23 protein-coding genes and 1 riboswitch are annotated in these 25,456 nt (G+C 63.5%); of the genes, 13 read left to right on the top strand and 10 right to left on the bottom strand.

Going from position 1 to position 25,456, the window contains the following annotated elements:
- Positions 1-65: 65 nt before the first annotated feature.
- Genes PVU19_RS15395 through PVU19_RS15385 form a run of 3 tightly spaced genes read right to left on the bottom strand, consistent with a single transcriptional unit; the run spans position 66 to position 1,795 of the window.
- A complete protein-coding gene (locus tag PVU19_RS15395) occupies positions 66-500 on the bottom strand; it encodes an RNA-binding protein (RefSeq protein ID WP_050664151.1) in 435 nt (144 codons plus the stop codon).
- Positions 501-502: 2 nt separating this feature from the next.
- Positions 503-1,444, bottom strand: a complete 942-nt coding sequence (locus tag PVU19_RS15390) for a phage tail tube protein (protein ID WP_050664152.1) — start codon at positions 1,442-1,444, stop codon at positions 503-505.
- 24 nt (positions 1,445-1,468) lie between these two features.
- On the bottom strand, positions 1,469-1,795 hold the full coding sequence (locus tag PVU19_RS15385) for a hypothetical protein (RefSeq protein WP_274789804.1): 327 nt from the start codon (positions 1,793-1,795) through the stop codon (positions 1,469-1,471).
- 14 nt (positions 1,796-1,809) lie between these two features.
- Between PVU19_RS15385 and istA the strand changes: the two genes are divergently transcribed.
- The 6 genes from istA to PVU19_RS15355 all read left to right on the top strand — a co-directional run bounded on the left by istA (position 1,810) and on the right by PVU19_RS15355 (position 11,402).
- Entirely contained in the window at positions 1,810-3,306 is a 1,497-nt protein-coding gene (gene istA, locus PVU19_RS15380; RefSeq protein ID WP_420833234.1) for an IS21 family transposase, read from the top strand.
- Complete coding sequence (gene istB / locus PVU19_RS15375; RefSeq protein WP_274789796.1) at positions 3,303-4,067, top strand: IS21-like element helper ATPase IstB; 765 nt, start codon at positions 3,303-3,305, stop codon at positions 4,065-4,067. Before istA ends, istB begins: the two co-directional genes overlap by 4 nt.
- A gap of 342 nt (positions 4,068-4,409) precedes the next feature.
- Positions 4,410-4,904 (top strand): hypothetical protein, encoded by a 495-nt coding sequence (locus tag PVU19_RS15370; protein ID WP_235575909.1) that lies wholly within the window; start codon positions 4,410-4,412, stop codon positions 4,902-4,904.
- A 359-nt stretch (positions 4,905-5,263) separates the two neighbouring features.
- Complete coding sequence (locus tag PVU19_RS15365; RefSeq protein WP_050664367.1) at positions 5,264-7,444, top strand: site-specific DNA-methyltransferase; 2,181 nt, start codon at positions 5,264-5,266, stop codon at positions 7,442-7,444.
- A gap of 3 nt (positions 7,445-7,447) precedes the next feature.
- A complete protein-coding gene (locus tag PVU19_RS15360; protein WP_050664365.1) occupies positions 7,448-10,036 on the top strand; it encodes a DEAD/DEAH box helicase in 2,589 nt (862 codons plus the stop codon).
- Between the two features lie 454 nt (positions 10,037-10,490).
- A complete protein-coding gene (locus PVU19_RS15355) occupies positions 10,491-11,402 on the top strand; it encodes a hypothetical protein (protein WP_235575908.1) in 912 nt (303 codons plus the stop codon).
- On the opposite strand, the gene PVU19_RS15350 is transcribed toward PVU19_RS15355, so the two are convergent.
- From PVU19_RS15350 to PVU19_RS15320, 7 genes are all read right to left on the bottom strand, one after another.
- Entirely contained in the window at positions 11,387-12,637 is a 1,251-nt protein-coding gene (locus tag PVU19_RS15350; protein WP_050664364.1) for an IS256 family transposase, read from the bottom strand. The two genes, PVU19_RS15355 and PVU19_RS15350, sit on opposite strands and share 16 nt — an antisense overlap.
- 415 nt (positions 12,638-13,052) lie before the next feature.
- Complete coding sequence (locus PVU19_RS15345) at positions 13,053-13,694, bottom strand: IS6 family transposase (protein WP_274789921.1); 642 nt, start codon at positions 13,692-13,694, stop codon at positions 13,053-13,055.
- The gene (tnpC, locus tag PVU19_RS15340; protein ID WP_274789803.1) at positions 13,615-15,069 is read right to left on the bottom strand and encodes an IS66 family transposase; all 1,455 of its coding nucleotides are present in this window, start codon (positions 15,067-15,069) and stop codon (positions 13,615-13,617) included. Before tnpC ends, PVU19_RS15345 begins: the two co-directional genes overlap by 80 nt.
- A 391-nt stretch (positions 15,070-15,460) precedes the next feature.
- Positions 15,461-16,015 (bottom strand): DUF3489 domain-containing protein, encoded by a 555-nt coding sequence (locus tag PVU19_RS15335; protein WP_050664070.1) that lies wholly within the window; start codon positions 16,013-16,015, stop codon positions 15,461-15,463.
- Positions 16,016-16,118: 103 nt separating this feature from the next.
- Entirely contained in the window at positions 16,119-16,388 is a 270-nt protein-coding gene (locus PVU19_RS15330; protein ID WP_050664069.1) for a hypothetical protein, read from the bottom strand.
- Between the two features lie 113 nt (positions 16,389-16,501).
- Positions 16,502-16,720, bottom strand: a complete 219-nt coding sequence (locus PVU19_RS15325; RefSeq protein ID WP_050664068.1) for a hypothetical protein — start codon at positions 16,718-16,720, stop codon at positions 16,502-16,504.
- The gene (locus PVU19_RS15320) at positions 16,717-16,911 is read right to left on the bottom strand and encodes a hypothetical protein (RefSeq protein ID WP_050664067.1); all 195 of its coding nucleotides are present in this window, start codon (positions 16,909-16,911) and stop codon (positions 16,717-16,719) included. The genes PVU19_RS15325 and PVU19_RS15320 overlap by 4 nt, the downstream gene beginning before the upstream one ends.
- A gap of 123 nt (positions 16,912-17,034) precedes the next feature.
- Here PVU19_RS15320 and PVU19_RS15315 point away from each other — a divergent pair, with 123 nt between their 5' ends.
- The 7 genes from PVU19_RS15315 to PVU19_RS15285 all read left to right on the top strand — a co-directional run bounded on the left by PVU19_RS15315 (position 17,035) and on the right by PVU19_RS15285 (position 25,454).
- Positions 17,035-17,607: a hypothetical protein gene (locus PVU19_RS15315; RefSeq protein WP_235575879.1), complete on the top strand. Its 573-nt coding sequence runs from the start codon at positions 17,035-17,037 to the stop codon at positions 17,605-17,607.
- 225 nt (positions 17,608-17,832) lie between these two features.
- Positions 17,833-18,052: riboswitch (cobalamin riboswitch) on the top strand.
- Between the two features lie 82 nt (positions 18,053-18,134).
- Entirely contained in the window at positions 18,135-18,836 is a 702-nt protein-coding gene (locus PVU19_RS15310; RefSeq protein ID WP_160316384.1) for a HupE/UreJ family protein, read from the top strand.
- A gap of 27 nt (positions 18,837-18,863) precedes the next feature.
- Positions 18,864-19,250 carry a DUF1636 family protein gene (locus PVU19_RS15305; RefSeq protein ID WP_050664071.1) on the top strand — a complete coding sequence of 129 codons (387 nt, stop codon included), beginning with the start codon at positions 18,864-18,866 and terminating at the stop codon, positions 19,248-19,250.
- 40 nt (positions 19,251-19,290) lie between these two features.
- Positions 19,291-20,346: a cobalamin biosynthesis protein CobW gene (cobW, locus tag PVU19_RS15300; RefSeq protein WP_050664065.1), complete on the top strand. Its 1,056-nt coding sequence runs from the start codon at positions 19,291-19,293 to the stop codon at positions 20,344-20,346.
- A 15-nt stretch (positions 20,347-20,361) separates the two neighbouring features.
- Positions 20,362-23,652, top strand: a complete 3,291-nt coding sequence (cobN, locus tag PVU19_RS15295) for a cobaltochelatase subunit CobN (protein WP_050664064.1) — start codon at positions 20,362-20,364, stop codon at positions 23,650-23,652.
- Positions 23,649-24,821 carry a precorrin-3B synthase gene (gene cobG / locus PVU19_RS15290; protein WP_082237912.1) on the top strand — a complete coding sequence of 391 codons (1,173 nt, stop codon included), beginning with the start codon at positions 23,649-23,651 and terminating at the stop codon, positions 24,819-24,821. The genes cobN and cobG overlap by 4 nt, the downstream gene beginning before the upstream one ends.
- A gap of 3 nt (positions 24,822-24,824) precedes the next feature.
- A complete protein-coding gene (locus PVU19_RS15285; protein ID WP_050664062.1) occupies positions 24,825-25,454 on the top strand; it encodes a precorrin-8X methylmutase in 630 nt (209 codons plus the stop codon).
- Positions 25,455-25,456 lie beyond the last annotated feature (2 nt).

Below are 25,456 nucleotides of genomic sequence, written 5' to 3'. Positions count from 1 at the left end.
CTGGCCACCAAGCCGACCGGCCAGGTCCCAGACCTGCCAGCCCTCCAGCGTGCGCGGTGCATGAATTACTTGCGGGCAGTCTTTGCAGTTTTGCGTACACGCGGCGCAGTAGCCTTCGCCCCCGCCGTAGCCCCAGTCGGCGAGGGCGCGGAGGCGTTTTTTTCCTGTTCCAGCTCCAGACCCTTGGCCACATAGCCCATCTGGAAGCGCTCAAAGATCGGCCACATGTCGAGGAGGGCTGCAATGCCTTCGGGCGTTACCGGTGTCGGATTACCGTCTGCATCACCGACGCCCTCCCAATCGAGAATGGCACGGTCTGCCAGCACCTTGCCAAAGATCACCGCGATCTCGTCGTCGCTGGTCCCTTCCGGCAGACCCCGCACGGCGGGGTCGCTGCGTGCAGCCACCATCAGTGCCGTGGTCAGCGGTTCGACCAGGACGCGGACGCCAAGGCCAAGATCGAGCCAGTATGGCTCACGGGCGAGATTCAGGCGCAGCATGGTCAATATTCCTCAATGCTGTTGATCAGGGTGATCGTGCACATCCGCCCGAGAATGGCATCGCGCGCGGTCTGCCAGTCGAATGTGGCCTGCACGCCCTGGGGCCCGGAAATCTCAACGCGTGGGCGGGGCAGATAGACGGCGTGGGCGGTGAGTGTCAGAGCTTCACCTGAGGGCAAAACATAAGCGAAGGTCATCTCGCAGGGATCGCCATTGATTGCCTGGTTCACCAGCACCTGGTCAGCAAAGCGAACCTCGATCCGCCCGGTCAGCGCAGCGATGGAGGGATCGGCGCCATCAATGCGTCCGTCCGAGCGGATGGTTTCCACGCGGTCGAGGTTGTTTGCATAGGTGATCTCGGCTGAGACAATATTGCCAAGGGCCGCGCCGTTGCGCGTGATCGCACCGTTGAAATGGCCGAAACGCTGGAGGGCGAGATCGGCGAGCGTGCCGGCTGTGGATGCGGCAGCAATGGCCTCGCCCTGCGCCACCAAGCTCGCTGTCGCGGTCAGTAGCCCCGAGCGCTGCATCTGCCACGACAAAGTATCAAGCACGCAGCCCGAATACATGGCATATCGCGGCACCTCGGGCATGCCGGTCTCGATGGACATCGAGGGCAGCATCCAGCCGCCCGAGCGGAACTCATGGGTATAGGGCGCGGCGGTGCCGGTTGTCGTGGGGTGGCCGAAGGCCGCCTTGAGCCAGAAGCCGAAGCCCTGTGCATCAATCGGCACGATGACGTTGCCGTCAGCCGTCACCGCATCCTTGATCGGTGCCAGCGGATCGCGGCCATAGCCCAGAAGCTCACTGTTCAGCAGCGGCTGCTCTGCACCCAGCGTCGCGCTGGCAAAGGGCATGCGGGAGAAGCCGCTGGCTGGCGGCGTTCCATAGGTTGTCTCGAACGCAAGCGCCATCTGCGCCCGCGCTCCTTGAGCTCGTGCCATGTTTCTCTCCTTGGATTGTCGAGGTCAGGCCAGCGGGTCGGCCGTTGAATAATGCAGCACCACCGGGATCACGGCAGCCTTCAGACTGGCCGCGCCCTCGACGGGCAGATCGACGGGGCGTGGCGCTTCGGCCTCGACCCAGTCGCAGAGGCCGCCCAACGTGCGGTCGGCAACAATCGCGGCTCCGATGCTGGCGGTCAATGTGTCGAAGGCGGCGTCGCGGGCGGTGCCCTGCACGACGGCCTCGATCTCGGTGAGAACGGCGGTGCAAAACTCGGCCACGGTAGCGGCGGGATAGTCCTGCTGCGGGCGGTGTAAAAACCGGCCATTTTGCTCTTCTTGTGACGGCAAGAGGGGGCGTGGAGATGCATACCGTGGATTTGTATTTGAAGGTTCGCCTGGCGTGTGGCGAAGGCATGAGCCAGCGAGAAGCAGCGCGTCATTTCAATGTTTCGCGCGACAGCGTAGCCAAGATGCTGGCGTTTTCAGCGCCGCCCGGTTACCGGCGCCAGAAGCCGATCAAGCGCCCGAAGCTGGACGGGTTCACCGAGATTATCGACGCGTGGCTGGACGGGGATCGTGAGACCCACCGCAAGCAGCGCCATACCGCCAAGCGGGTATATGACCGGTTGCGCGAGGAGCACGGTTTCACCGGCGGCTACACGATCATCAAGGACTATATCCGGGACCGCGAGCGGCGTGGACGTGAGATGTTCGTGCCGCTCGCCCACCCGCCCGGGGATGCCCAGGCGGATTTCGGCGAAGCCATGGTGATCATCGATGGCGTCGAGCAGAAGGCCCATTTCTTCGTCTTGGATTTGCCGCACAGCGACGCCTGCTTTGTGCGGGCCTATCCCGCGGCGACGGCGGAGGCGTGGATGGATGGCCACGTCCACGCCTTTGCCTTCTTCAGCGGCGTCCCGCACTCCATCCTTTATGACAACGATCGTTGCCTGGTCTCGAAGATCCTGGCCGACGGGACGCGCCAGCGCGCCACGCTGTTCAGTGCCCTGCAGTCGCATTACCTGTTCCATGACCGCTACGGGCGGCCGGGCAAGGGAAACGACAAGGGTAAAGTCGAGGGCATCGTTGGTTACGCCCGCCGGAACTTCATGGTGCCGGTCCCGCGTTTTGCCAGCTGGGACGCGTTCAACGCGGATCTGGAGGCCCAGTGCCGCAATCGCCAGAACGAGATCCTGCGTGGCCATAAGGAAACGATTGGCGAACGGCTGCAGCGCGATCTGGCGGCGATGAAGCCACTGCCCGGGGCTCCATTCGAGGCTTGCGCGCAAGCCAGCGGCCAGGTCAGTTCGCAATCGCTCGTGCGCTACGAGACCAACGATTACTCGGTTCCCGTCGCCTATGGTCATCAGAATGTCTGGGTGCGCGGCTATGTCGATCAGGTCGTGATCGGCTGCCGTGGAGACGTGATCGCCCGGCATCCGCGGTGTTACGCGCGCGAGGATGTGGTCTTCGATCCGATTCATTATCTCCCGCTGATCGAACGCAAGATCAATGCCCTGGATCAGGCTGCGCCCTTGGCAGCGTGGGATCTGCCCGAAGAGTTCCAGACCCTGCGCCGCCTCATGGAGGCACACATGCTGAAGATGGGACGGCGTGAGTATGTGCAAGTCCTGAGACTGCTGGAGACATTCGGCCTCGACGACCTGCATGGCGCGGTCAAGGAGGCCCTGCGCCTGCGCGCGACGGGCTTCGATGCGGTCAAGCACATTCTGCTCTGTCGGATCGAGAAGCGCCCGCCCAAGCTTGACTTGGCCAGCTATCCCTACCTGCCGCGTGCCGATGTTGGGACGACCTCGGCTGCCAGCTACATGACCCTGATGACAGAGGCGACGGGATGACGGAGGCTCCGCAGATCCTGCTCAACCATCACCTGAAGACGCTGAAGCTGCCCACCTTCCTGCGCGAATACGAGAAGCAGGCACGTCAATGCGCCACTGAAGGGCTGGATCACGTCCAGTTCCTGGCGCGCCTCGTCGAAATGGAAATGATCGACCGCGAACGGCGGATGATCGAGCGTCGCATCAAGGCCGCGAAGTTCCCGGCCGCCAAGAGCCTGGACAGCTTCGACTTCAAGGCGATCCCGAAGCTCAACAAGATGCAGGTGTTGGAATTGGCCCGCTGCGGATGGATCGAGCGGCGCGAGAACACCATCGCCCTCGGGCCAAGCGGCACCGGCAAGACGCACATCGCCCTGGGCCTCGGGTTGGCGGCCTGCCAGAAGGGGTTGCCCGTCCGCTTCACCACCGCCGCAGCGCTGGTCAATGAATTGATGGAGGCCCGCGACGAGCGCCGTCTGCTGCGCCTGCAAAAGCAACTGGCCAGCGTCAAGCTGCTCATCATCGACGAGCTGGGCTTCGTGCCGCTCTCCAAGACCGGCGCCGAGCTGCTGTTCGAGCTGATCTCGCAGCGCTACGAGCGTGGTGCCACGCTGATCACCAGCAACCTGCCGTTCGACGAATGGACCGAAACCTTCGGCACCGAGCGCCTGACCGGCGCGCTCCTCGACAGGCTGACGCACCACGTCAACATTCTCGAGATGAACGGCGAGAGCTATCGTCTCGCTCAAAGCCGCGCGCGCAAGTCCAACAACAACGCCTGATCCAGCCTATCCAGATTTGGCCCTGACGGGCCAAAGCGGCCAGTCAACCGCCAGCTATTTGGGAAGCGCGGCTGACTGGCCGCCGCCTCGTGCCGCGCGTTACGCCCAAACCCAAAGTGGCCGGTTTTTGCGCCGCCCTGTGGCTGGATTTTACTCCGGCGTTGACAGGTTACACCCGATGGCCAGTTCAAACGTCTTTTTCCCGTCCGCTTTCGTCATCTGACAGAGGACAGTGCATTTGGCCGATGGGACTTCGTCGAGTTCAAGTATCGGCGCCCTACCAGTGATAATCGCGCTGAGAGTTGCCATGTCTGGGAAAACTCAATCCAAAAAGACGGGCACATGCCCGAGAAGGATCGGCCGTCTTTTCTGAATCGGCTCGTGTCTGCATCTGTTCAAGAGGCTTCCGAAGCCGGGAAGTCCCTTGCGCTGATCAGGCCGCGCAATGCTCAATTCTACTCCAAGAAAAAGAAACCTGCGGATATTGAGGAAGAACGGCGTACCTATGCCGAGGCTGCAAAACAGGGATCATTTTTCGACAAACAGCTGAAGGCACTTGAGCCCAGCCCCTATGAGTTTCGCTTCAAGTTCGAGGATGCCGCGGGTACTCATGACTTTGCGAATGGCGATTGGGAAGCCCACGCCATGTTCTATCAGCAGCAACGCAGGGCCGGATCAGAGCAGGTGGCGCTTGACTGGATGAGCGCCAAGTTCAATGACGAATATCCAAGAAAGGGCATGCTGTTCTGTGTTGGCAATATGGCCAAACGACCGCAAACCTGGCAGCTGCTGGGTGTCTTGCGCGTCGATGACACGGCCCAGCTGGCGCTGTTCTGATCGTCCTGTCCGCCCCCCATGCGGCTAAGCAATACGCCTGCGGCCACACGCCTCCCGATTATCGGGCTGGCATGCTGCCAACCGCATTCGGCTTGCGCAGGACGCGGTCCGCAGCTTAGTCTGATGCCGTAAACAGCGGTAATGTCAGCTCAAATCCCGGGCGCTCGGCAAAGCCGTCGCCATCCGGCATTTGAGAGCGACCATGGAAGTCCCCGCACAAGCGATCAGTCCCCTGCGGACAGGCATTTGGCTGGCAGGTTTTCGTTGCCTGCGGGCTGCATCCTGCGCCATGACGGATCAAGGTGCGGTCGACACGGGGTCGGTCGTACCTGCGTGCAATTTGAAGAATGAGGTTTGACGTGTCGCGACTGACGGATCTGATCGCACGGGCGAAGGCGAAGGACCCGGCTTTGGGGGATGAGCTTGACCGCGAGTTCAAGGCGCTGGCGTCGCGGCGGGCGTTCGGGTTGAATTTCGAACGGCATCGCCCTGAAAGCGTGGAACTTCCGGGCCGCCCGATCCGGAGGGGCGACAAGGTGCACGTGTTGCCGCCGCGGGGATCGACCGCCAAGGGTGATCAGCGGTTGTGGCGGGTGCTGCGGCTGGAGGGGCGCGGTGCGGCAAGGGTCGCGCATCTGACCCTGATCGACGCGGCCGAGCCCGAGACGGCCGAGGTGCCGGTTGCCAACCTCGTCGTGGCAGCCGAGTTTCGGGATTACATCTATCCGGGGTTGGTCAGTACGGGAAAGGTGACGCGCGGCGGTGAAAAGCCCTTTCACACGGTCATCAATGGCGAGAACTTTCATGCGCTGGAGGCGCTGACCTACACGCATCGGGGCAAGATCGACGCGATCTATATTGATCCGCCTTACAACTCTGGGGCAACAGACTGGAAGTACAACAACGCCTACGTCGAAAAGGACGACCTGTATCGTCATTCCAAGTGGCTTGCCATGATTGAACGGCGGTTACTCGTAGCTAAATCTCTTCTTAAGCCAGAGCGATCAGTTTTGGCGGTAACTATCGATGCGCGCGAGTATCTTCGGCTTGGCCTTCTAATGGAGCAGCTTTTTCCAGAAGCACGAATTCAGATGGTATCGACGATCATTAATCCTAAGGGCGTTTCCGTCGTGGGCGGCTTCCGTCGTGCTGACGAATATATTTTCTTTGCGATGTTTGGCGATTCCGCTCCCGCGAGATTGCAGTTAAGTGCAGAATGGTCACCATCTTCGATAGTAAGTGGGACTTTTGTTTCTCCGGAGCCTGGTGATGAACAGCCAACGGCGAACGAGAACAAACCGACAGTAGAGCCTGGCTGGACATCAATGATGCGCCGCGGTTCGGAGGCAGGTCGACAAGATAGGCCGTCAATGTTCTATCCGATTTATGCCGACCCAGAGAGGCGCAGAATTGTTGAAGTGGGAGACCCAATCCCAGAGGGTGAGGACTCCGCACCTGAGAAGTCTGGGTTGATTACAATCCTGCCGTTTCGCCGCAATGGCTCCCAAGGACGCTGGCAGATTTCGGCCGGTGAATTGAAAGAACGTATTAAGCAAGGGCGAATTAGACTTGGCCGACCTACCGCTTACGGATTTGTCGTCAATTACCTCCCTGACGGCGCATATAGAGATGCGATCTCCGAATCGTACGAATTGGTGGGCAAAGCCGATGACGGGTCTTTGATTGCTTACAGGAAAGAGGACGAGGACAGTCGGGTCGCCCCAACACAATGGAAGATTGCGTCGCATAACGCATCTGAACATGGCTCTGCGTTGTTGGAAGCCTTAGTTCCCCAAAAGAAGTTCCCATACCCAAAGTCGCTCTATGCAGTCGAGGATTCGCTGAGGTTTTTTCTCGCTGGGAACTTGGAAGCCACCATCCTCGACTTCTTTTCTGGTTCTGGCACCACAGCCCACGCTGTCATGCGCCTCAACCGCCAGGATGGCGGGCGGCGGCAGTGCATCTCGGTGACGAACAACGAGGTGGCTTCGGAGGAACAGACGGCCCTGCGCGCCGCCAACTTACGCCCCGGCGACCCGGAATGGGAGAAGTGGGGCATTTGCGACTATATCACCAAGCCCCGGATCGCAGCAGCCATCACCGGCGAGACGCCCGACGGCCAGCCCATCGCTGGCGACTACAAGTTCACCGACGAATTTCCGATGGCGGAAGGGTTCGAGGAAAACGCCGAGTTCTTCACGCTGACCTACGAGGCCCCGGTTGCCGTCAGCCACAACCTCGCCTTCCAGCGCGTTGCACCGCTTCTGTGGATGCGGGCCGGGTCAGAAGGTCGCCGCATCGACGATCTGCCCGTGCAGGGCTGGGAGGTTGCAGACACCTATGGCCTGCTCGTGGATCTGGACCGCACGACAGAGTTCTGCGCCGCCGCCCTGGCCGCCGACGGCCTGCGCGTGGCCTATGTCGTCACCGACGACGACCGGCGCTTTCAGGCAGTTGCGCGGGCTTTGCCCGACACCATCGAGCCGGTACGGCTCTACGAGTCCTACCTTTCCAATTTCCGTTTTGCGATGGGCCGCTAAGCCATGAAATTCACGCTGAAAGATTACCAGGAAGAAGCCGTCAAGGACGTGCTGGTCAACCTCAAGAAGGCCTCGCGTCGCTGGAACGAAGACAAGGACAAGCACGCCTTTTCGCTGACAGCGACGACCGGCGCAGGCAAGACCGTGATGGCCGCAGCCGTGTTCGAGGCGTTGTTCCATGGCGACGACAATTACGACATCGAGCCCGATCCCGGCGCGGTGGTGATCTGGTTCAGCGACGATCCGTCCCTGAACGAGCAGTCGCGATTCCGGCTTCTGGAGGCGTCCGACCGTATCTCGATTTCGGATCTGGTCGTGGTCCAAAGCACATTCCAGAGGGAAACGCTGGAGGCGGGGAAGATCTATTTCCTGAACACTCAGAAGCTGGGCAAGTCGAGCCTGCTGGTCCGTGGACACGATGCCGATGATGAAGGCGTCGAGAAGGACGGCCAGATGCGGATCATGCCCGACATGCGGTCGTTCACGATCTGGGACACGATCCAGAACACAATCGATGATCCGGCGCTGACGTTGTATCTGGTGCTGGACGAGGCGCATCGCGGGATGCGGGCGGCCACCGGCGCGGGCGAGAAGACCACCATCGTCAAGCGGCTGATCAACGGGTCGGGTTCGGTGCCGGGCATCCCCGTCGTCTTGGGAATCTCGGCTACGGTCGAGCGGTTCAATGCTGCGATGACGGACATGCAGGGTCGCGCTACCCTGCCGAATGTCGTCGTGGATTCGGCCAAGGTGCAAGCCTCGGGCCTGCTGAAAGACACGATCATCCTCGACGTGCCGTCGGAAGCGGGCCAGTTCGATACCGTTCTCGTGCGTCGTGGGACCGACAAGTTGAAGGATATTTCAGCCGCCTGGGCGACCTATGCTGAGCAACAGAGCGATGCGAACGTTGTCCTGCCGCTGATGGTGTTGCAGGTGCCGAATACCCCTGATCCCAACGACATTGGCCGATCGCTCGACACGATCTACGAGCGGTGGCCCGATTTGGCGGATGATGCGGTGGCTCATGTGTTTGGCGACCACACCACACAAACCTTCGGTCGGCACTCTGTGCCCTATATCTCGCCCGAGCGGGTGCAGGAGTCGACGTGGGTGCGGGTGCTGATCGCAAAGGATGCCATCAGCACGGGGTGGGATTGTCCGAGGGCCGAGGTAATGGTTTCGTTCCGGCCCGCCAGGGACAAGACCCATATCACCCAGCTGCTCGGTCGTATGGTTCGCACGCCGCTGGCGCGCCGCATTCCGGGCAACGAGCGTCTGAATGCGGTTGACTGCCTGCTGCCATTCTTCGACGAGCAGTCGGTCACGGACGTTGCCAAGGCGCTGATGTCTGGTGGCGATGGGGGTGAAGACCTTCCCGGCCGCCGTGTTCTGATCAACCCGGCGGAGATGACGCCCAATCCCGGCATTGCGGAAGCCGTGTGGGAGAAGCTTGTGGCGCTGCCATCGCAGACGCTGCCCAAGCGTCAGGCTCGCCCGGTAAAGCGCCTGACATCGTTGGCGCATGAACTGGCGGCTGACGGGCTGCTAGCCGAGGCAGGGAAACTTGCCCATGCCGAAATGCACAAGGTGCTGCAAGGCACCCGCGCGCGCTACCAGGATGAGATCGCCGCGTCGCGAAAGGCGGTGATGACGGTCGAGGGCAAGAGCCTGAAGACCGATCTGAAGGTCGGGGAAATGACCTTCGATGACTTTCTCGAAATTGCGGACTATGCGGTGATCGAAGATGCATACCGCAGGGCGGGGCGCAGCGTGAGCCCGGACCTGGCGACGACATACAGTGACTATATTGCAAAGCTGGAGGGCGATTCTGACGATCTGGAAGGCGCATTGATCGAAGCCCACGTCACGGTTGCGGCACTTGGTCTGGTCCCGCAAGTCAAAGAAGCGCTTGAAGCTGAGGCTGAGAAACTGGCGACCCAATGGCTCACCAAGTACAGGGTGGAGATCAAGAGCCTGTCGGACGAACGACAGGATGTATATCGCCAGATCCGAGAGATGAGCGCCAATCCAATGGATGTCGATCTCGCGCGACCATCATCATGGATGCAGGCGACTTCAATTCGGGAAGCGAATGGCATCGAGACGCCTCTGCCGCGCTTTGAGAGGCACCTCTTGTGTGGCGAAGACGGTCTTTTCCCAGAAGACTTCAACACATGGGAAGGCGAAGTTGTGAAAGCCGAATTGGCGCGAGCGGGCACGGTCGGGTGGTATCGTAATCCGTCTCGAGCAAGCCAAGACTCGCTCGGCGTCATCTACGCGGATGGAGATGAGGCGAAAATCGTCCGACCTGATTTCGTGTTTTTCGGTCAGTTGCCGGATGGCTCGATTGTTGCGGACATCGTCGACCCTCACGGCATCCAGTTTGGCGACGCAATTCCGAAGTTGAAGGGGTTGGCGCGGTATGCGGAAGCTTGCGGCGGCCAATATCGACGTATCGACGCAGTCGCAAAGATCGGCGACATGTTTCGGGTCTTGGACCTGATGGAACAAAGCACCCGCGCGGCAATCGCCGCCGCCACATCGATCAAGGCTCTGTACGAAAGTGACGCAGCTGCCGACTACTTGGTTTAGGCCGCTTTTTTCGATGCCAGTCGTGCGCGCGGTGGGAAGGGTTTTGCCAACACCATCAGCTCCGACATGGAGGATTTTATTTGTTTTCCAGTGTGTTGTCGCTCTGAACCGGAATAGGCGCGGTTAACAGGTCCGGAGAATATCGGCCCTTAGAGAACGCGTGTGCGCCTTTCGGGGCGTGGGCCGGTTAACAGCCCCACCCGCATAACCCCCGAAAACAACGGAAAAATCCGGTTGCAGCCGGATGGGGAGAACGCCTTCGTGAGGGCAAGTGGCGGAGGGGATGGGCCTGATATCCAACCTTCTCCAGGTTTCACCCGGGTGGCGATGACAGCTAAAATGGCGCTGCGGGATATTGCTTCCGCGCGAAGTTGTATTGCGGAGAGTTCAAGAATTGTCGCCTTCACAGATACTTAGCCGTCGGGACCTCTACGACCTTGTCTGGAGCAAACCGATGACAGCGCTTGCACAGGAATTCGGGATATCGGATCGGGGGCTCGCGAAGGTCTGCAGTCGTCATCGTATTCCCGTACCGCCCCGGGGGTACTGGGCCAAGGTTGCTGCCGGAGAACAACCGAAAGTGCCGCCGTTCCTCGACCTTAGGGATCGAAGCCTCGATCGGGTAAGCATTCGCGGGGCCACCTCAGCTCTTCCTGACGGCGTCGCCGAACTTGCCCGCAAGCGAAAGGCTGAGCGGGAAGTCCGGGCTGCTACCATCAAGGCGACGCCAGAATCCCCAATGCCTCTGGTAGAAAACCCACACGCCTCGGTGGCGAAAACGGTGAAGTTCCTTCGGACCAGGAAGCCGGACAAGGAGGGCGTCCTCAGCGCCACGGCGCCAGGCCAGTGTGGCGTGATCGTCAGCGCTGCATCCGCCGAACGTGCTTGCTTCTTACTCGACGCGTTGGCGCGGACGCTCGACGAGGTCGGGCTGAGCCTGACAGCGGACGGAGAGAAGATGTCCGTTCAGAAGGGCGCGGACAAGATCAGCTTCACCCTGCTCGAACGAACGAGAAGGCTGAAATACGTACCGACCCCAGAAGAAATCGCTCGGGAGGATAAGAGGAAAGAGAAACAGGCACGGTCCCTTCGGCGCAACGATTGGGACAGCATTTCGTTCGGCAGCAGTCCACCCTGGCCGGAATATGTGACTGCGTGGACCGGCGAACTCGTGTTCTCGATCGATGCGTGGGCGGACGGCCTGCGGAAGACGTGGGGTGACGGCAAGACGCAACGCGTGGAACGGATGGTCCCTGAAATAGTCGTCGGCATAGAGCTCATTCTAGAGACCACTCGCGTGCGCCGCGAGGAGCGTGAGGAGAGATATGCGCAGAAGTTGGTGACGCCTGATCAGGCGGCGGCTTGAACGTGGCGGAGCCCGTCGCGGAACTCAACCCCTTGGATGATCTCGGGAAGGCGGTTTTGGCCGTCAAGTTTTCGCCATTTCTTCTGTGCCGACATCATCAGCTTGAAGGCCATGGCCAGACCGGTCTTTCGGCTGAGACACCCCTTGGTGCGTTTCGTGCGATGTCGGACGGTCGCGAATGTGCTTTCGATCGGGTTTGACGTTCGGATGTGTTTCCAGTGTTCCGCCGGGTAATCGTAGAAGGTCAGCAGCGCCTCCCGGTCCTTGACCAACTTGGCGACCGCCTTGTCCCATTTCACGCCATAGGTCTCATTGAAGAAGTCGAAGGCGGCGTTCGCTTTGGCTTTTGTCCCGGCCTGCCAGATGTCGTGCAGATGGCCCTTGGCTTTTGCCTGCAGGGATTTCGGCATCGCATTGAGCACGTTCATGGTCTTGTGCACCCAACAGCGTTGCTCCCGCGTCGTGGCGAACACCTCGCGCAGCGCGGTCCAGAACCCGAGCGCGCCGTCACCAATAGCCAGCTTGGGGTCCTGTTTCAGGCCGCGCCGCTTGAGATCAAGCAGCACCTCGCGCCAGCTTTGGGTGCTTTCGCGCACGCCGTCGGTCATGGCCAGCAGCTCCTTGCGGCCATATTCATCGGCGCCCACGACCACCAGAACGCACTGTTTTTCCTCAGCCATTCTCGGTTTGAAGTAAACACCGTCCGCCCAGATGTAGAGAAACCTCCGCGCGCCAAGGTCGCGTTTCTGCCAGGCATCGTAGTCCTGCCACCAATCGGCTTTCAGCCGGGTGATGGTCTTGGGGGACAAGCCCTTGGCATTCGGACCCAACAGCGCCTCCAGCGCCTCGGTGAAATCGCCCGTGGACACGCCCTTGAGGTAAAGCCACGGCAGCAGTTCTTCGACCGATTTTGCTTTGCGAAGATACCGCGGCAGGATGCTGGGCGTGAAGGTGATCCTGTCGTCGCCCGGTTCGCGATCCCGCACGCGCGGCACTTTCACCGGCACTGGACCAATGCCGGTCATCACCTCGCGTTCCGGCAGGTGACCATGACGGACCACGCGCGCCCGCCCGTCCTCGAGCTTGGTCTCGGAAAAGGCGGCCATCAGGGTGGCCAGTTCCGCGTGGATCGCCTGTTCGATCAGCTTGCGAGCCCCATCGCGCAGGACGTCGGTGAAGGGGTCGGATGAATAACCCGATGGATCGGGCAGCTGGGTGATGGTAGTCTCTGACATGTGGCATATCCTTTTCTCGGCAGAGAATCGACGGCGTCTGAACACCGCCATGATATGCCGCCCCTCAGGGCATCACCAACTTTCGCGCGTTTCTCGCGTGAGGAGCGCGAGAGGCAGTGGAAAATCCTGCATCACCGGCGACAGCTCGCACAGGCCCGCCTCAAACGCGAGGAGACGCGACTCTCTCACCTACGGCAGATCATTGAGCTGCGTCGGGAGGCCCGCGAAATCCGCGAATGGATCTCCGGCCTGCCGCAGGAAGCCAGCCTAGCCGTCGACTCGGATCTGGGCCGGATGCTGCAGTGGTTAGAGTCACGGTTGGCCGAGCTTGATCGTCAAACCGGACTGGATGCTGCGAAATCGGTGCTGCCAGACGAATTCGAACTCGTCTCCATTTGGACAGAGACGCTGACGCTTATGCTGTGCAGAGACCGCGCCACTCGGCGAGGGCGGCGGCGCGGTTTCGCTTGAAATTCTGTCTGCTCGAGAGGCTGCGTTCCTGATTGAAGAGGTTGTAAACTGAGGCGTGGACTGAGGCGAACTTCTGCAAACTTCGCATCCGCCTGAAGCGCAGCATGGCTCTCTCACGTCGTCGAAACGGCAGGTGCGAATTCTCCGCCCTGTTGTTCAGCCAGCGACTGGTTTCCTGGCGGTCGGCCGCGCCGATCTCTTTCAGCGCCGCGCCGTAGGAGCGTAGCTTATCTGTGACGATAACCTCTGGTCGACCGTGCTTACGCATTGCTTTCTTGAGGAATTTCAATGCGGCCTTCTTGTCGCGCGACTTTGTTACAAAGCTTTCCAAGACCTCGCCCTCGTGATCCACGGCGCGCCAAAGGTAATGTCTCTCGCCGTTGATCTTCACGAACACCTCATCCAGATGCCAGCGCCAGCGGCTGGATTTCATTCCAGCGATGCGGTGCTTTTTGATCTCGGCAGCGAACATCGGACCGAACCGGTGCCACCAATACCGCACTGCCTCATGGGTGACATCGATGCCACGTTCGTGGAGCAGATCTTCGACGTTGCGGAGCGACAGCGGGAACCGGACGTACAGCATCACCGCCAAGCGGATGATTTCCCGGCTGGTTTTGAAGTACTTGAAAGGGTCTCGTTTTTCCATCCGGGCAGGGTAGGGGGTGTACACTCCACCCGCAAGCTGAGTTCCTTTGACAAGACCTGCGCAGGTCCTGTTCGGCCTGATTGTTGGTGAAGGGGACTGCGAAGTCGGCGATGAACCGCAAGACGTCATCGCGGTAGTCACGCAGACGGACGAGCAGGTTGTGCCCTGGCCGCCTGGCTTTTCGGCCGCGGGTGCCGGGGCTTTTGGCCAGTGGGGGCTGACGTTCGTGGAAAGCGAGCCCCTTGGCGAGGATCGCCATGTATCTGGTGACGATGCCCTGGCGAACCGGTTCCGGGAGTTCGGTCTCGCCTCGGTCCTGAGCCTCGCACCTGAGCTGATTGGCGCTGTTGAGCACCGCGCTCATCTCTGTCGCCCACGGCTCCTTCTCGATCTCTTCGATGGCCTTGAGTTCGCGCAAGTGATGCGCCCCGCAGAGGGCGTGGGCGTCCACCCAACTCATATGGGCATAGTAGGGTTTCCAGTGATCATGAACGATCGTCCCGCCGGTCAGGAAGGTTGGAACAGCACCGCGCTTGATGTTGATGCGGTAATGCGTGAAGGCGGAATCGCAGATCGAGTGCAGCCAGTGCAGCTTGCCGGCGACGCGAAGCCCGGTCTCGTCCAGATGCCGAACACCGCCTTCAGTGAGCCGGGCAAGAATGTGCTCGACCACGCCACCCATCTTATTCGCCGCACCGCGCGTCCAGTTGGCCACGCTGGCTGCGCACAAGCTGGTGGCCCCAAACAGGTCGCGCAGGAGTTGGCAGACCCGATCCTCGGGTATCAGCTGCCCAACATTGCAATAGACCGCCGCCGCCCGCATGCGCGTGCCGTATTGCACATGCGCGTTCACGCCATCGGGAAAGCCAGCCGTCGTCATGGCTCGACAATGGTCGCAACAATAAACCGCCGCCTGATGCTCGGTGACCTCCAGGCGCGGCGCGGGCAAGTCGAACACCTGACGCCTCTCCATCCCCTTCGCCATCCCCGCCGTCAGGGTGCGGTGACACGCGCCGCAATGCGCCGCCTCATGCCGTTCGACAAAATCGGGTGTCGGCGTCTGGCGCAGGGTGTTGCCCCGGTGGCCAACCTGGCCGCCGCTTTTCTTGTCGGACTTGCCACGCAGGCTGCGCGGTGCTGGCTTCTTCAGGCCATCACTCGAAGGGGGCTTGCTGCTATTGTTGCTGTTCTTGGCCAACTGCCGGCGCAGATCCGCGTTCTCTTCCGCCATGGTCGCCAACGCGGCTTCAAGCTCAGCGATCCTGCGCAGAGCCGTGGCGAGGAGTTGTTCAAGGGTGGTAACCTGATCCATTCCACCACTGATTCAGAGAAATCAAGACGGCGCCACGGAATTCAGACCGGAACGAAAACTTCACGCGCCCAATGGCAAATTGGACTCACCCCGAAACTGACAATAACCCCCTACCGCGGGGGTGCTTGGGAGTTACCCTTTACGTATGAATGGAAGCAAAGCCCGCGAGCCCGTTATTGCCGTACTCGATTTTGCTGCGCGATGCATGAACGGCTGCTATTCCCTTTGCAAGGCGGCATAAAACTTTACGCCGTTGCAGAAAATTCTGTGCTGCGATCGCGCGCAGTAAGATTTGGACACTTCCGCTGAGGGCTCCAAGCCGTCACCTGACCCTTTTGGTCGGACTTGGCGGATCCCCAATCAGCCTGACCGGGGGAAGCGTGGGATCGTGTCACGCAATTCGATGCACCGTTCCTCGTCCTTGTTCCTTCGCTGAAGTGATCGCGAGACCCAGCTTCTTCTTGAGCCCGCCCGAGATCATGCCTCTCGCTGAATGCGGCGCCCATCCCGTCACCTCGACGATCTCACCAATGGACGCCCCCTCGGGCCGCTGAAGCAGCGCGATGATCTGGGCCTGTTTCGTGCCTGCCCGGACGGCGACGGGTTTCGGGGCATCGGTCGATTGGGGCGTCGGCGCGGGATCCGGCTTGGTCTTGCGTGGATTGGGCACTGTGCTGGCCACGACAGGCTCGATCCCGATCGCTTCGAGCCCGGCTTCGGTGGCGACGAGCGTGGTGCCATGACCATCGCCTGTCTCGCGCCAGAGCGGATCCTTGCGGCGCAGATCGGCCTCGACCTCTTGGAGCCAGCCGTGCGCGATCATCGCGGCGACAGACTTCTTCGCGGCGGCCCCGTGCAGCCCGTCGGGCAGTGGCATGGCCAGATTGCCGGGACGGGTTGCCGCGCGGCTGAGGACGATGGTCTGGGTATCGGTGAGTTTGGTCATGGGGACCTCCGGTTCTGACAGGGCAGCGCGGGATTGCGCGGCCTCCTACCGGGTGAAGCCCGCCGCGAAGGCAGGCCGCACCCTTCTCCGGGGATTGGACAAGCTAGCGGGCGTATTCGCCCTCGCCGAAGGCGCTGTCGGTGATGCGCTTTAGCAGGCCGTTGTAGTGCTCGAGCGTGCCGACCATGGCCCAGCCCACCTCGTCGGGGTGGCAGTTGAAGTGATCGTCGCTGAGTGCCTGCAGGCGCGCGAGCATCTCGTCGATCTCGGCTTTCTTTCTGAGGAAGGCGGCGAGTGCGGCTTCCTTGTTGCGCCGGGCCTTCTCGGCGCGCAGCTGGTGGCGGGGTGTAGTTTGCGGGTTCAGGCTGGTCATGGAGTGGCTCCGTTGGGTGAGTTGCATCGTTTCCGTAGCATCATGATCGCTCTGGCAGGCCGGAAAGTGTAGGTAAATCAGCGCTATAAGATTGCTTTCTGCCCCGGTTCTGATCAGATCAGCCCCATGCCCGCCAGCACGGTGCTGGCGGCGGCAAGCCGGGCGGTGGGCAGTTCGATCTTGATATGCGAGATCACGTCCGACGCCTCGGCGGTGATGCCGGCCTCGCGCAGCGCGGCCTCGATGGTGTCGGCGACGGCATCGGCGTTCTTCCGACCCAAAGGGTCGGGCAGCGTGTCGTGATCGATGCGTATGGTGGTGATGGCGGTCATGCGGTGTCTCCGTCCTGCTGTTCGAGCATGGCGAGGATGGCGCAGGCCATCCCGCCGAGGAATTCGCTGCGGCGAAAGACGATCTCGTCTATGTCGTTTGCCGTGGTGATCGCGGGATCCACCACGGGGTCTTCCGCCATATGCGGCAGCAGGCGGGCGGCCTCGGTGTTGTAGCGTCGGGCAATAGTCATGGGCGTGTCTCCGATCAGGCTTTGTTTTCCTGATCCAAGAATCGCTCCGATCCGGAGCGTAATCAACTGAATTAGACGATCTTAACCGTTTATATTCAATAGCCTAAGGGAGCGCATGGGGTCATGGAAGGTCTCTCTGAGCGTGCCTATGCCGCCCGGTCCGGGCTGTCGCGCGGGGCCGTGCAGAAAGCGCGCAAGACGGGTCGGCTGGTGCTTTACCCGGATGGGTCGATCAACGCGGCCGCCTCGGATGCGCGGCGGGCGGAGACGACCGATCCCGACCAGCAGATGCGCGCGCAGGGCGGGGTTGGCACCGGCGGCGGCGATGGCGCGGCCAACGCGGTCTCCGGCCCCGGCGACAGCGCCTCCTATCTGAAGGCCCGGACCGCGCTGACGGTCTACCAGGCGCAGGAACGTCAGCTGTCGATCCAGCGCAAGAAGGGCGTTCTGGTCGACCGCGCCCGCGCCGAGACGCTTGTGTTCCGCCTCGCGCGGCAGGAGCGCGATGTCTGGGTGACTTCGGTCGAGGAACAGTCCGAAGGCTACGCCAAATCCAAGTTGAAATGGGTCTCAAACGACGAGCCACTGCCGTTTCTTTACGAGAGCACAGGCCAAATCACGCGCGTCACCATGGAGTGCGCCCCTGAGGCTAGACAGTTTGGCTCCGCGATTTTGACATGGACGGGGTTCTGGTAAGGAAGACCCCATGACACCGGCGACCGGATCGGCCCCGTTCAGCGCCTCTCGGACCGTCCGGGCACCACCGCTGGAAAGCGTAAGTATGTCCGGCTGCCTTATCAATCAGATACGCCCCGCCGCGACGGCTTTCTGTCCAGGGCCAACCGTGCGAACGGCACCGCCCGGCCCGGGCACCGCCAAGCCATCGCCAGAACAAGGAGGCTTGACAGCCACCAAGGCATCTGAGCAACTGACGGGGCTGGTGCCTGTGCAAACAGGTGAAAAGGGAATGCGCGAGGCCCCGTTCGGGCCGAACCGCAGCCGCCCCCGCGACCGTGACCGGAAAGGTCGCCCATGATGCCACTGACCGCAACTGCGGGTTGGGAAGGCCGGGCGACCGACGGGGCCAATGCACGCCCCGAGATCCGCAAGCCGGGAGACCTGCCAGCGCAAACGACGCAACCGGACGGGGTGTTCCGGTGACGGGTAGCTGTCGCGATCCCGCCATGTAACCCTCGTCCCGAGAAATGATCGAGGGACATGACATGACACGACTTCTCGCAATTCTTTTTGCCACATTGGCGGCGATGCCGGCCTTCGCGCACGATGCTGCCGGGGGCGAAGCGCCGCAAAGCATGTGGCATGGCTTTCTTGGTGGCCTCGCGCACCCGGTGATCGGGCTCGACCATCTGGCCTTCGTCGTTCTGGTTGGGCTCGCGGCGGCGGGCGCATCGCGGCTTGTCGCGGGGCCTGCGGCGTTCATCGCGGCCACATTGATCGGTACACTTTTGCATGTGAACGGCGTGGTGCTGCCAGTTGCCTGGGCTGTGATCGGAATGGCGACACTCGTGCTTGCCGGGCTGCTGATAGCGGGCCGGCAGGTTTCCGGGCCACTCGCGCTGGCAGGCTTCGCCTTTGCCGGGCTGTTTCACGGCTGGGCCTATGGCGCGGCGGTGATCGGATCGACGCCGATGCCCATTGTCGCCTATCTTGCTGGTTTCGGGCTGATCCAGTTCGCCATCTCCGGCGTGGTGGCGCTTGCGGCCCGTAGCCTGACGATGGAGTCCCCCGCCTGGCTGCGGTCGCACACCGTGGCGGCGGTCTGCGCGGGGGTAGGACTGGCGTTTTTCGCCATCGAGGCGAAAACCGTAGCGGCGGGGACCGTGATCCCCGTCGCGGATGAGGCTCAGGCCTCTGCCGATCACGACGGCGGCCATGTGCATGACCACGACCACGATCATGATTGAAACAGACTGCGGCGAATGGAGGGCCAAATGACACTGCATTCGCCCTGCGAGGTGGAGCTGCTCGTGTGCACCACCTGTCGCTGCGCAGTTACGACAGCCCCAAGCTCCGACGAAGCCGACGCGCGCCGCGACGGAAAGCGGCTTCTGGCCGCGCTCGAGGTTGGTCTGCCGGAGGGGATCGTGCTGCGCGGCGTGGAGTGCCTGTCGAACTGCAAGCGCGGCTGCACGATCGTGCTGCGCGGCAGCGGAAGGTGGACGTATGTCTATGGCGGGTTTGATCCCGACACGGATTGCGACACCTTGCGCAACGGGGTGGAGAAATACCGCGATGCGCCTGACGGCCGGGTGCCCTGGCGTGCCCGCCCGGAGCACTTTAAGCGCAACTGCATCGCCCGCATCCCGCCCCTTGAATAAGCAACCATCCGGGCGGCCAAAGCCAAAGGAAAATTTCATTATGTCGAGCCTCGAAAAACTTCCCGTCACCGTCATCACCGGCTTTCTGGGGTCGGGCAAGACGACGCTGATCACGCATCTTATGCAGAATCCCGGCGGGCGCCGGCTTGCCGTGGTGGTCAACGAGTTTGGCGACATCGGCGTCGATGGAGAGATCCTGAAGGGCTGCGCCATTCCCGATTGCCCCGCCGAGAATATCATGGAACTGGCCAATGGCTGCATCTGCTGCACTGTGGCCGACGATTTCATCCCCACCATCGAGGCGCTGATGGCGCTCGACCCGCGCCCCGATCACATCCTGATCGAGACCAGCGGCCTCGCGCTGCCCAAGCCGCTGCTGAAGGCGTTCGACTGGCCCGACATCCGCTCTCGGATAACCGTGGATGGGGTCATCGCGCTGGCCGATGCAGAGGCCGTGGCGGCGGGCCGGTTCGCACCGGACGTGGCGCGCGTGGATGCGCAGCGCGCCGCCGATGACAGCCTCGACCACGAAACGCCCCTCTCAGAGGTGTTCGAGGATCAGATTTCCTGCGCCGATATCGTGCTGCTGACCAAGCCCGATCTTGCCGGCCCCGAGGGCGTGGCCCGGGCGCGCGACGCGATTGCGGCCGCCTCTCACCGCCCACTGCCGGTGATCGAGGTGGCCGAGGGCGCGGTCGATCCGCGCGTGATCCTCGGGATCGGCGCGGCGGCCGAGGATGACATTGACGCCCGTCCCAGCCATCACGACGGCGCGGATGACCACGAGCATGACGATTTCGACAGCATCGTGATCCCGATCCCGGAAATCACCGATCCGGCCGATCTCGCAGCGCGCATCGCCGCGCTGGCCGAGCGTCACAACATCCTGCGCATCAAGGGCTATGCCGCTGTCGCGGGCAAACCGATGCGCCTGCTGGTGCAGGCCGTCGGTGCGCGTGTCCGCCATCAATATGACCGCCCGTGGCGGGCCGATGAGGCGCGGCAGGGACGGCTGGTGGTGATCGCCGAACATGACGATATCGACGCGGGCACCATCCGGGCGCATCTGGTGCCCGACGCCACCGCGGCAGAGTGACGGTCGGACGCCGCCATGCATGTGATCTTCCGCGAAAGCCACGGTCTGGACGAGACCGACACGCCAACCGATCTGGGGCAAAGCCCCGCCGATCTGGTGGTGCTGTCGCTGTCGGACAGCGATCTGGGGGCGTTTGCCGCCGGCTGGCATCGTGGCGGCGGGCCCGAGGGGCGGCTGCCTCCGCTGCGGCTGGCCAATATCGCGGCGCTCAAGCATCCGCTGTCGGTCGACACCTATGTCGAGGCGACCCTCAGCCAGGCCAGCGGCATCCTGATCCGGCTGATCGGCGGGGTCCCTTACTGGAGCTACGGGCTGCAACAGATCGAGGCGATGGCCCGCGCGCGCGGCATCGCTCTGGCGGTGCTGCCCGCGGACGGCCGCCCCGATGCGCGTCTCGACGCGATCTCGACCGTTCCGGCCTCGACGCTGAGACGGCTCGCGCATCTGTGTGACGCGGGCGGCGCGGTCGCGGCACAGGCGGCGCTGGCGCAGATGGCGCTGGCTGCGGGGCTTTATGCGGGGCCGGTGACCGGGGCGAAGACGCTGCCACAGGTCGGCGCATGGACGCCGGAGGATGGCGTCGGCTGCCCGGTGCCCGCGATCCTGCACCGGGACGCGCCGCTGGTCGTGGTCACGTTCTATCGCTCCTATCTTGTGGCGGCGGATCTCGGCCCGGTCGAGGCGCTGTTCACGGCCCTTCGGGCGCGCGGGTTTCGCGTGCTGGGTCTTTTCGCGCCGTCGCTCAAGGCGCCCGATCCGCGCGCATGGCTGCAACGCCAGATCGCGCATCTGGCCCCGGCGGCCATCGTCAACGCGACCTCGTTCTCGGGGCGTGGCGAGGCGGGGGAGTCTCCGCTCGACGCGGGCGGCGTGCCGGTGTTTCAGGTGGCGCTTTCCACCTCGACCCGCAGCGCATGGGCGGACGCGCCGCGCGGCCTCTCGCCCGCCGATCTTGCGATGCATGTGGTCCTGCCCGAGGTAGACGGGCGGCTTTTCGCCGGGGTCGCCTCGTTCAAGCAACCGGCCGAGCGGGACCCGCATCTGCAATTTTCGCGGTTTGTACATCAGCCCGAGGCGGACCGCATTGACGCCATCGCGGGCCGTGTCACCGCGTGGCACCATCTGGCGGCGACACCGGCCAATCACCGGCGCGTCGCGCTTGTGCTGTCGACCTATCCGGGGCGCGACTGGAACATGGCGCATGCCGTGGGCCTCGATGCGCTGGCCTCAGGTGAGGCGATCCTGTCCGACCTCAACAAAGCCGGGTACGCCCTCGCCCCCGGCGCGCCACTGGCGCGGGCCCTGCCCGAGGCGCGCTTGCACTGGCCCATGGCCGACTACAAGGCCGCGCTGGCGACCCTGCCGCAAGACCTGCAAGAGGATCTTCAAACCGCATGGGGCGCGCCCGATAGCGACCCTGACGCCACCACCGACGGTTTTGCCTTTCGGGCCATCCGGCGCGACCAAGCGCTGATCGCGCTACAGCCCGAGCGCGGCACGCCAGATGCCCGCGATTCAGATTACCACGACCTCGCCCGCGTGCCGCGTCACGCCTATGTCGCCTTCTACCTGTGGCTGCGGGCCGGGGCCGACGCGCTGGTCCATGTCGGCGCGCATGGCACGCTGGAATGGCTGCCGGGCAAGTCCGTGGCGCTGTCGTCTTCGTGCTGGCCCGAGGCGCTGGTGGGGGATCTGCCGGTGATCTACCCGTTCATCGTGAACGACCCCGGCGAGGCCGCGCAGGCCAAGCGCCGGATCGGCGCGGTGACGCTGGGGCATGTGCCGCCGCCGATGAAGGCGTCCGAGACGCCGCAACGGCTGGCGCGGCTCGAGGCGCTGCTGGACGAGTTTTCCAATGCAGACGGGCTTGATCCGCGCCGCCGCGACCGTCTGATCGGCGACATCCGCGCGGAGGCGCAGGCCCTCGGCGTCGAGGCGGATCTTGGCCTCGACACGGCCTCGTGCCCGGCCGAAGCGATCACCCGGATCGACCGCTTTGTCTGCGACGTCAAGGAAAGCCAGTTCGGCGACGGGCTGCATGTCTGGGGCCGCGCGCCCGAGGGCGGCGACGGCACGTTTGACACAAGCACCTCTGTCGCGGCCGAACGGCAGGCGTTGCTGGACGCGCTTGACGGGCGGCGGATCGCTGCGGGACCGTCCGGATCGCCGTGGCGCGGGCGCACGGATGTGCTGCCCACAGGGCGCAACCTTTTCACCACAGATCCGCGCAGCGTGCCGACGCGCGCCGCCTACCGGCAGGGCGAGAGCCTGGCCTGCGAGCTGATCCGCCGCCACCTGCAGGACGAGGGCGACTGGCCGCGCGGGCTGGTCGTCGATCTGTGGGGGTCGGCCACGATGCGCACCGCCGGAGAGGAATTCGCGATGGCACTGGCGCTTCTGGGCGTGCGGCCGGTCTGGGACGAGGGGTCGGAGCGTGTCTCGGGTGTAGAGGTTCTGCCCATAGCCGAGCTGGACCGCCCCCGCATCGACGTGACCTTGCGCGTCTCGGGCCTTTTCCGGGACGTGTTCCCGACGCTTTCGGCGCTCTTCCAGCAGGCGGTGCGGGCGCTGGCCGCACGCGACGAAGCGCCCGACTGGAACCCCTATGTCGGGGCGGATACCGCACGCGTCTACGGCCCCGCACCCGGCGCGTTCGGGGTGGGCCTCGGCGCATATCTGAGCGATTATTCCGAACAGGGCCGTCAGAGCGCGGGCGAGGCGTGGCTTGCGGCCTCGTCATGGGCGATCGACGGCGAGCAGAGCCAAAAGGATGCGGCCGGCCTGCATGCCCGCGTCGCGGGGGCGGATGCCTTTGTCCATCCCCAGGACCTGCCCGAGACCGATCTGCTGCTAGCCGAGGATTACGCCAGCCACGAGGCCGGCTTTGCCGCCGCGCAAAAGGTCACCGGCGGCGCCGCGCGGCTGTATCATCTCGACAACACCGATCCGTCCTGCCCCCGCGCGCGCGGCCTGACCGAAGAGATCGCGCGCGTGGTGCAGGCGCGCGCCGCCAACCCAGACTGGATCGCCGGCATGCGGCGGCACGGCTTTCGCGGCGGGGCCGAGATAGCGGCGACGCTGGAAAACATGGCCGCCTTCGCGCATCTGGCCGATGTGGTGCCCGGGCATCTCTTTGAGCTCTACTGGGAGGCGACACTGGGCGACGCCGGCGTCACTGCGTTCTTGCAAGAGGCCAACCCCGACGCGCTGGAGGCGATGCGCACACGCTTTGCCGAATTGCACGAGGCCGGCCTGTGGCAATCGCGGCGCAACTCGATCCTCGCTACGCTGGAGGCCGGGGCATGAGCGCGGCACGGATCCGCGGCTGGTGCCCTGGCGCGCACCGACCCATGGCCTCGGGCGACGGGCTTGTGGTGCGGGTGCGCCCGCCATTGGGCGAGATCACGCCCGATCAGGCGCGCGGGCTGGCCGATCTGGTCGACCGGCACGGCAACGGCATCGTGGAACTAACCAGCCGCGCCAACCTGCAGATCCGCGGTGTGACCGCCGCCGCGCATGAGACTGTGATCGCGGGGCTGGCCGGGCTTTGCCTGCTCGATCCCGACCCCGCTACCGAAGCACGGCGCAACATCGTGATCGATCCGTTCCGTCCCTCGGACATCGCAGACCGGCAAACACGGATTGCCGCGTGTCTCGCCGAGGCATTGCAGGACGCCGATCTCGCCGGGTTGCCGTCGAAATTCGGCTTTGTCGTCGATGCAGGCAGATGGCGACGGCTGGACGGCGTCAGCGGCGATATCCGGGTCGAGGGATCCGGCGATGATCTGATCGTGCGTGCGGACGGATGCGCGACCGGGCACCTCACCCGCAGCGCCGAGGATGCGGTCAAGATGTCAATGGGTCTCGCGCGGTGGTTTCTCGCGTCGGGCGGCGTCGCGGCGGACGGGCGCGGGCGGATGGCCCGCCACCTTGCCACGGGGGTCATGCCACCACCGGATCTGATGGGAGATCATGCGCCCACTCCATCCTCGGACCCTCCGCGACCGGGGGCCGATTCCGGCGGACTTTGTGTCGCCGCCGCCTTCGGTCAGCTTGAGGCAGAAGCTCTGCGCGCCCTTGCAAGGGCCGGCGCCCGGATACTGCGCATTACGCCGTGGCGCATGGTGTTTCTGCCGGGCATCGACAGCCTCGATCATGTCGCGGACACGGGCGGGCTGCTCACCGATCCCGACGACCCGCTGCTGCGCGTCACCGCCTGCACCGGCGCGCCGGGCTGCCCGCAGGCCAGCGTCGAGACGCGTGCGCTGGCCCGGCACCTTGCCACGACCCTGCCGAAGGACAAGACGCTGCACGTCTCGGGCTGCGCCAAGGGCTGCGCGCATCCCGCGCCCGCCGATCTGACGCTGGTCGGACGCAATGGCCGCTTTGACCTTATCCGGCGCGGACGGGCATGGCACGCGCCTGCGCAATGGTGGCTTCTACCCGCCCAGATAACAGCGGCAGTGCAGGAATAGACGATGCCCTACACATATGAAACCGATGGCGCGGCGATCTACGCGGAAAGCTTCGCCACGATACGGGCCGAGGCGGATCTCGCGCGGTTCGACGCGGACGCCGAACAGATCGCGGTGCGCATGATCCATGCCGCTGGAATGGTCGGGCTGGAGGCGAATATCCGCATTTCGCCGGGTATGGTGGCCGCGGCGCGCCGCGCACTGGAGGCTGGCGCGCCGATTCTCTGCGATGCACGGATGGTCAGCGAAGGCGTCACACGCAAACGACTGCCCGCCGAAAACGCCGTGATCTGCACGCTGCAATCGCCCGAGGTGCCGGAGCTGGCCGCGCGGCTTCGCACCACACGCTCGGCTGCGGCGCTGGAGCTTTGGCGGCCGCATCTGTCCGGCGCGCTGGTGGCCATCGGCAATGCGCCCACGGCGCTGTTTCATCTGCTGGAAATGCTGGAGGATCCCGACTGTCCGCGCCCCGCGGCGATCATCGGCTGCCCCGTGGGCTTTGTCGGCGCCGCCGAATCCAAGGCCGCACTCTGGGCCGCGCAGCCCGCACCTTGCGTGATTGTCGAGGGCCGGCTGGGCGGCAGCGCGATCACAGTCGCCGCCATCAACGCCATCGCGAGCCGCGCGGAATGAGC

The organism is Roseovarius tolerans (assembly GCF_028885395.1).
GTDB lineage: Bacteria > Pseudomonadota > Alphaproteobacteria > Rhodobacterales > Rhodobacteraceae > Roseovarius > Roseovarius tolerans.
Note: the sequence above shows the minus strand (reverse complement) of the source record. Positions and strands in the feature narration are given on the sequence as shown.

Coding starts and splice junctions, on each gene's coding strand:
- istA (WP_420833234.1), top strand. CDS start 1,810: ATGCATACCGTGGATTTGTATTTGAAGGTTCGCCTGGCGTGTGGCGAA.
- PVU19_RS15350 (WP_050664364.1), bottom strand. CDS start 12,637: ATGTCAGAGACTACCATCACCCAGCTGCCCGATCCATCGGGTTATTCA.
- PVU19_RS15315 (WP_235575879.1), top strand. CDS start 17,035: ATGGAAGGTCTCTCTGAGCGTGCCTATGCCGCCCGGTCCGGGCTGTCG.
- PVU19_RS15345 (WP_274789921.1), bottom strand. CDS start 13,694: ATGCTGTACGTCCGGTTCCCGCTGTCGCTCCGCAACGTCGAAGATCTG.
- PVU19_RS15360 (WP_050664365.1), top strand. CDS start 7,448: ATGAAATTCACGCTGAAAGATTACCAGGAAGAAGCCGTCAAGGACGTG.
- PVU19_RS15370 (WP_235575909.1), top strand. CDS start 4,410: ATGCCCGAGAAGGATCGGCCGTCTTTTCTGAATCGGCTCGTGTCTGCA.
- PVU19_RS15310 (WP_160316384.1), top strand. CDS start 18,135: ATGACACGACTTCTCGCAATTCTTTTTGCCACATTGGCGGCGATGCCG.
- cobG (WP_082237912.1), top strand. CDS start 23,649: ATGAGCGCGGCACGGATCCGCGGCTGGTGCCCTGGCGCGCACCGACCC.
- istB (WP_274789796.1), top strand. CDS start 3,303: ATGACGGAGGCTCCGCAGATCCTGCTCAACCATCACCTGAAGACGCTG.
- tnpC (WP_274789803.1), bottom strand. CDS start 15,069: ATGGATCAGGTTACCACCCTTGAACAACTCCTCGCCACGGCTCTGCGC.
- PVU19_RS15325 (WP_050664068.1), bottom strand. CDS start 16,720: ATGACCGCCATCACCACCATACGCATCGATCACGACACGCTGCCCGAC.
- PVU19_RS15390 (WP_050664152.1), bottom strand. CDS start 1,444: ATGGCACGAGCTCAAGGAGCGCGGGCGCAGATGGCGCTTGCGTTCGAG.
- PVU19_RS15305 (WP_050664071.1), top strand. CDS start 18,864: ATGACACTGCATTCGCCCTGCGAGGTGGAGCTGCTCGTGTGCACCACC.
- PVU19_RS15330 (WP_050664069.1), bottom strand. CDS start 16,388: ATGACCAGCCTGAACCCGCAAACTACACCCCGCCACCAGCTGCGCGCC.
- PVU19_RS15320 (WP_050664067.1), bottom strand. CDS start 16,911: ATGACTATTGCCCGACGCTACAACACCGAGGCCGCCCGCCTGCTGCCG.
- PVU19_RS15285 (WP_050664062.1), top strand. CDS start 24,825: ATGCCCTACACATATGAAACCGATGGCGCGGCGATCTACGCGGAAAGC.
- cobN (WP_050664064.1), top strand. CDS start 20,362: ATGCATGTGATCTTCCGCGAAAGCCACGGTCTGGACGAGACCGACACG.
- PVU19_RS15335 (WP_050664070.1), bottom strand. CDS start 16,015: ATGACCAAACTCACCGATACCCAGACCATCGTCCTCAGCCGCGCGGCA.
- PVU19_RS15395 (WP_050664151.1), bottom strand. CDS start 500: ATGCTGCGCCTGAATCTCGCCCGTGAGCCATACTGGCTCGATCTTGGC.
- PVU19_RS15355 (WP_235575908.1), top strand. CDS start 10,491: ATGACAGCGCTTGCACAGGAATTCGGGATATCGGATCGGGGGCTCGCG.
- cobW (WP_050664065.1), top strand. CDS start 19,291: ATGTCGAGCCTCGAAAAACTTCCCGTCACCGTCATCACCGGCTTTCTG.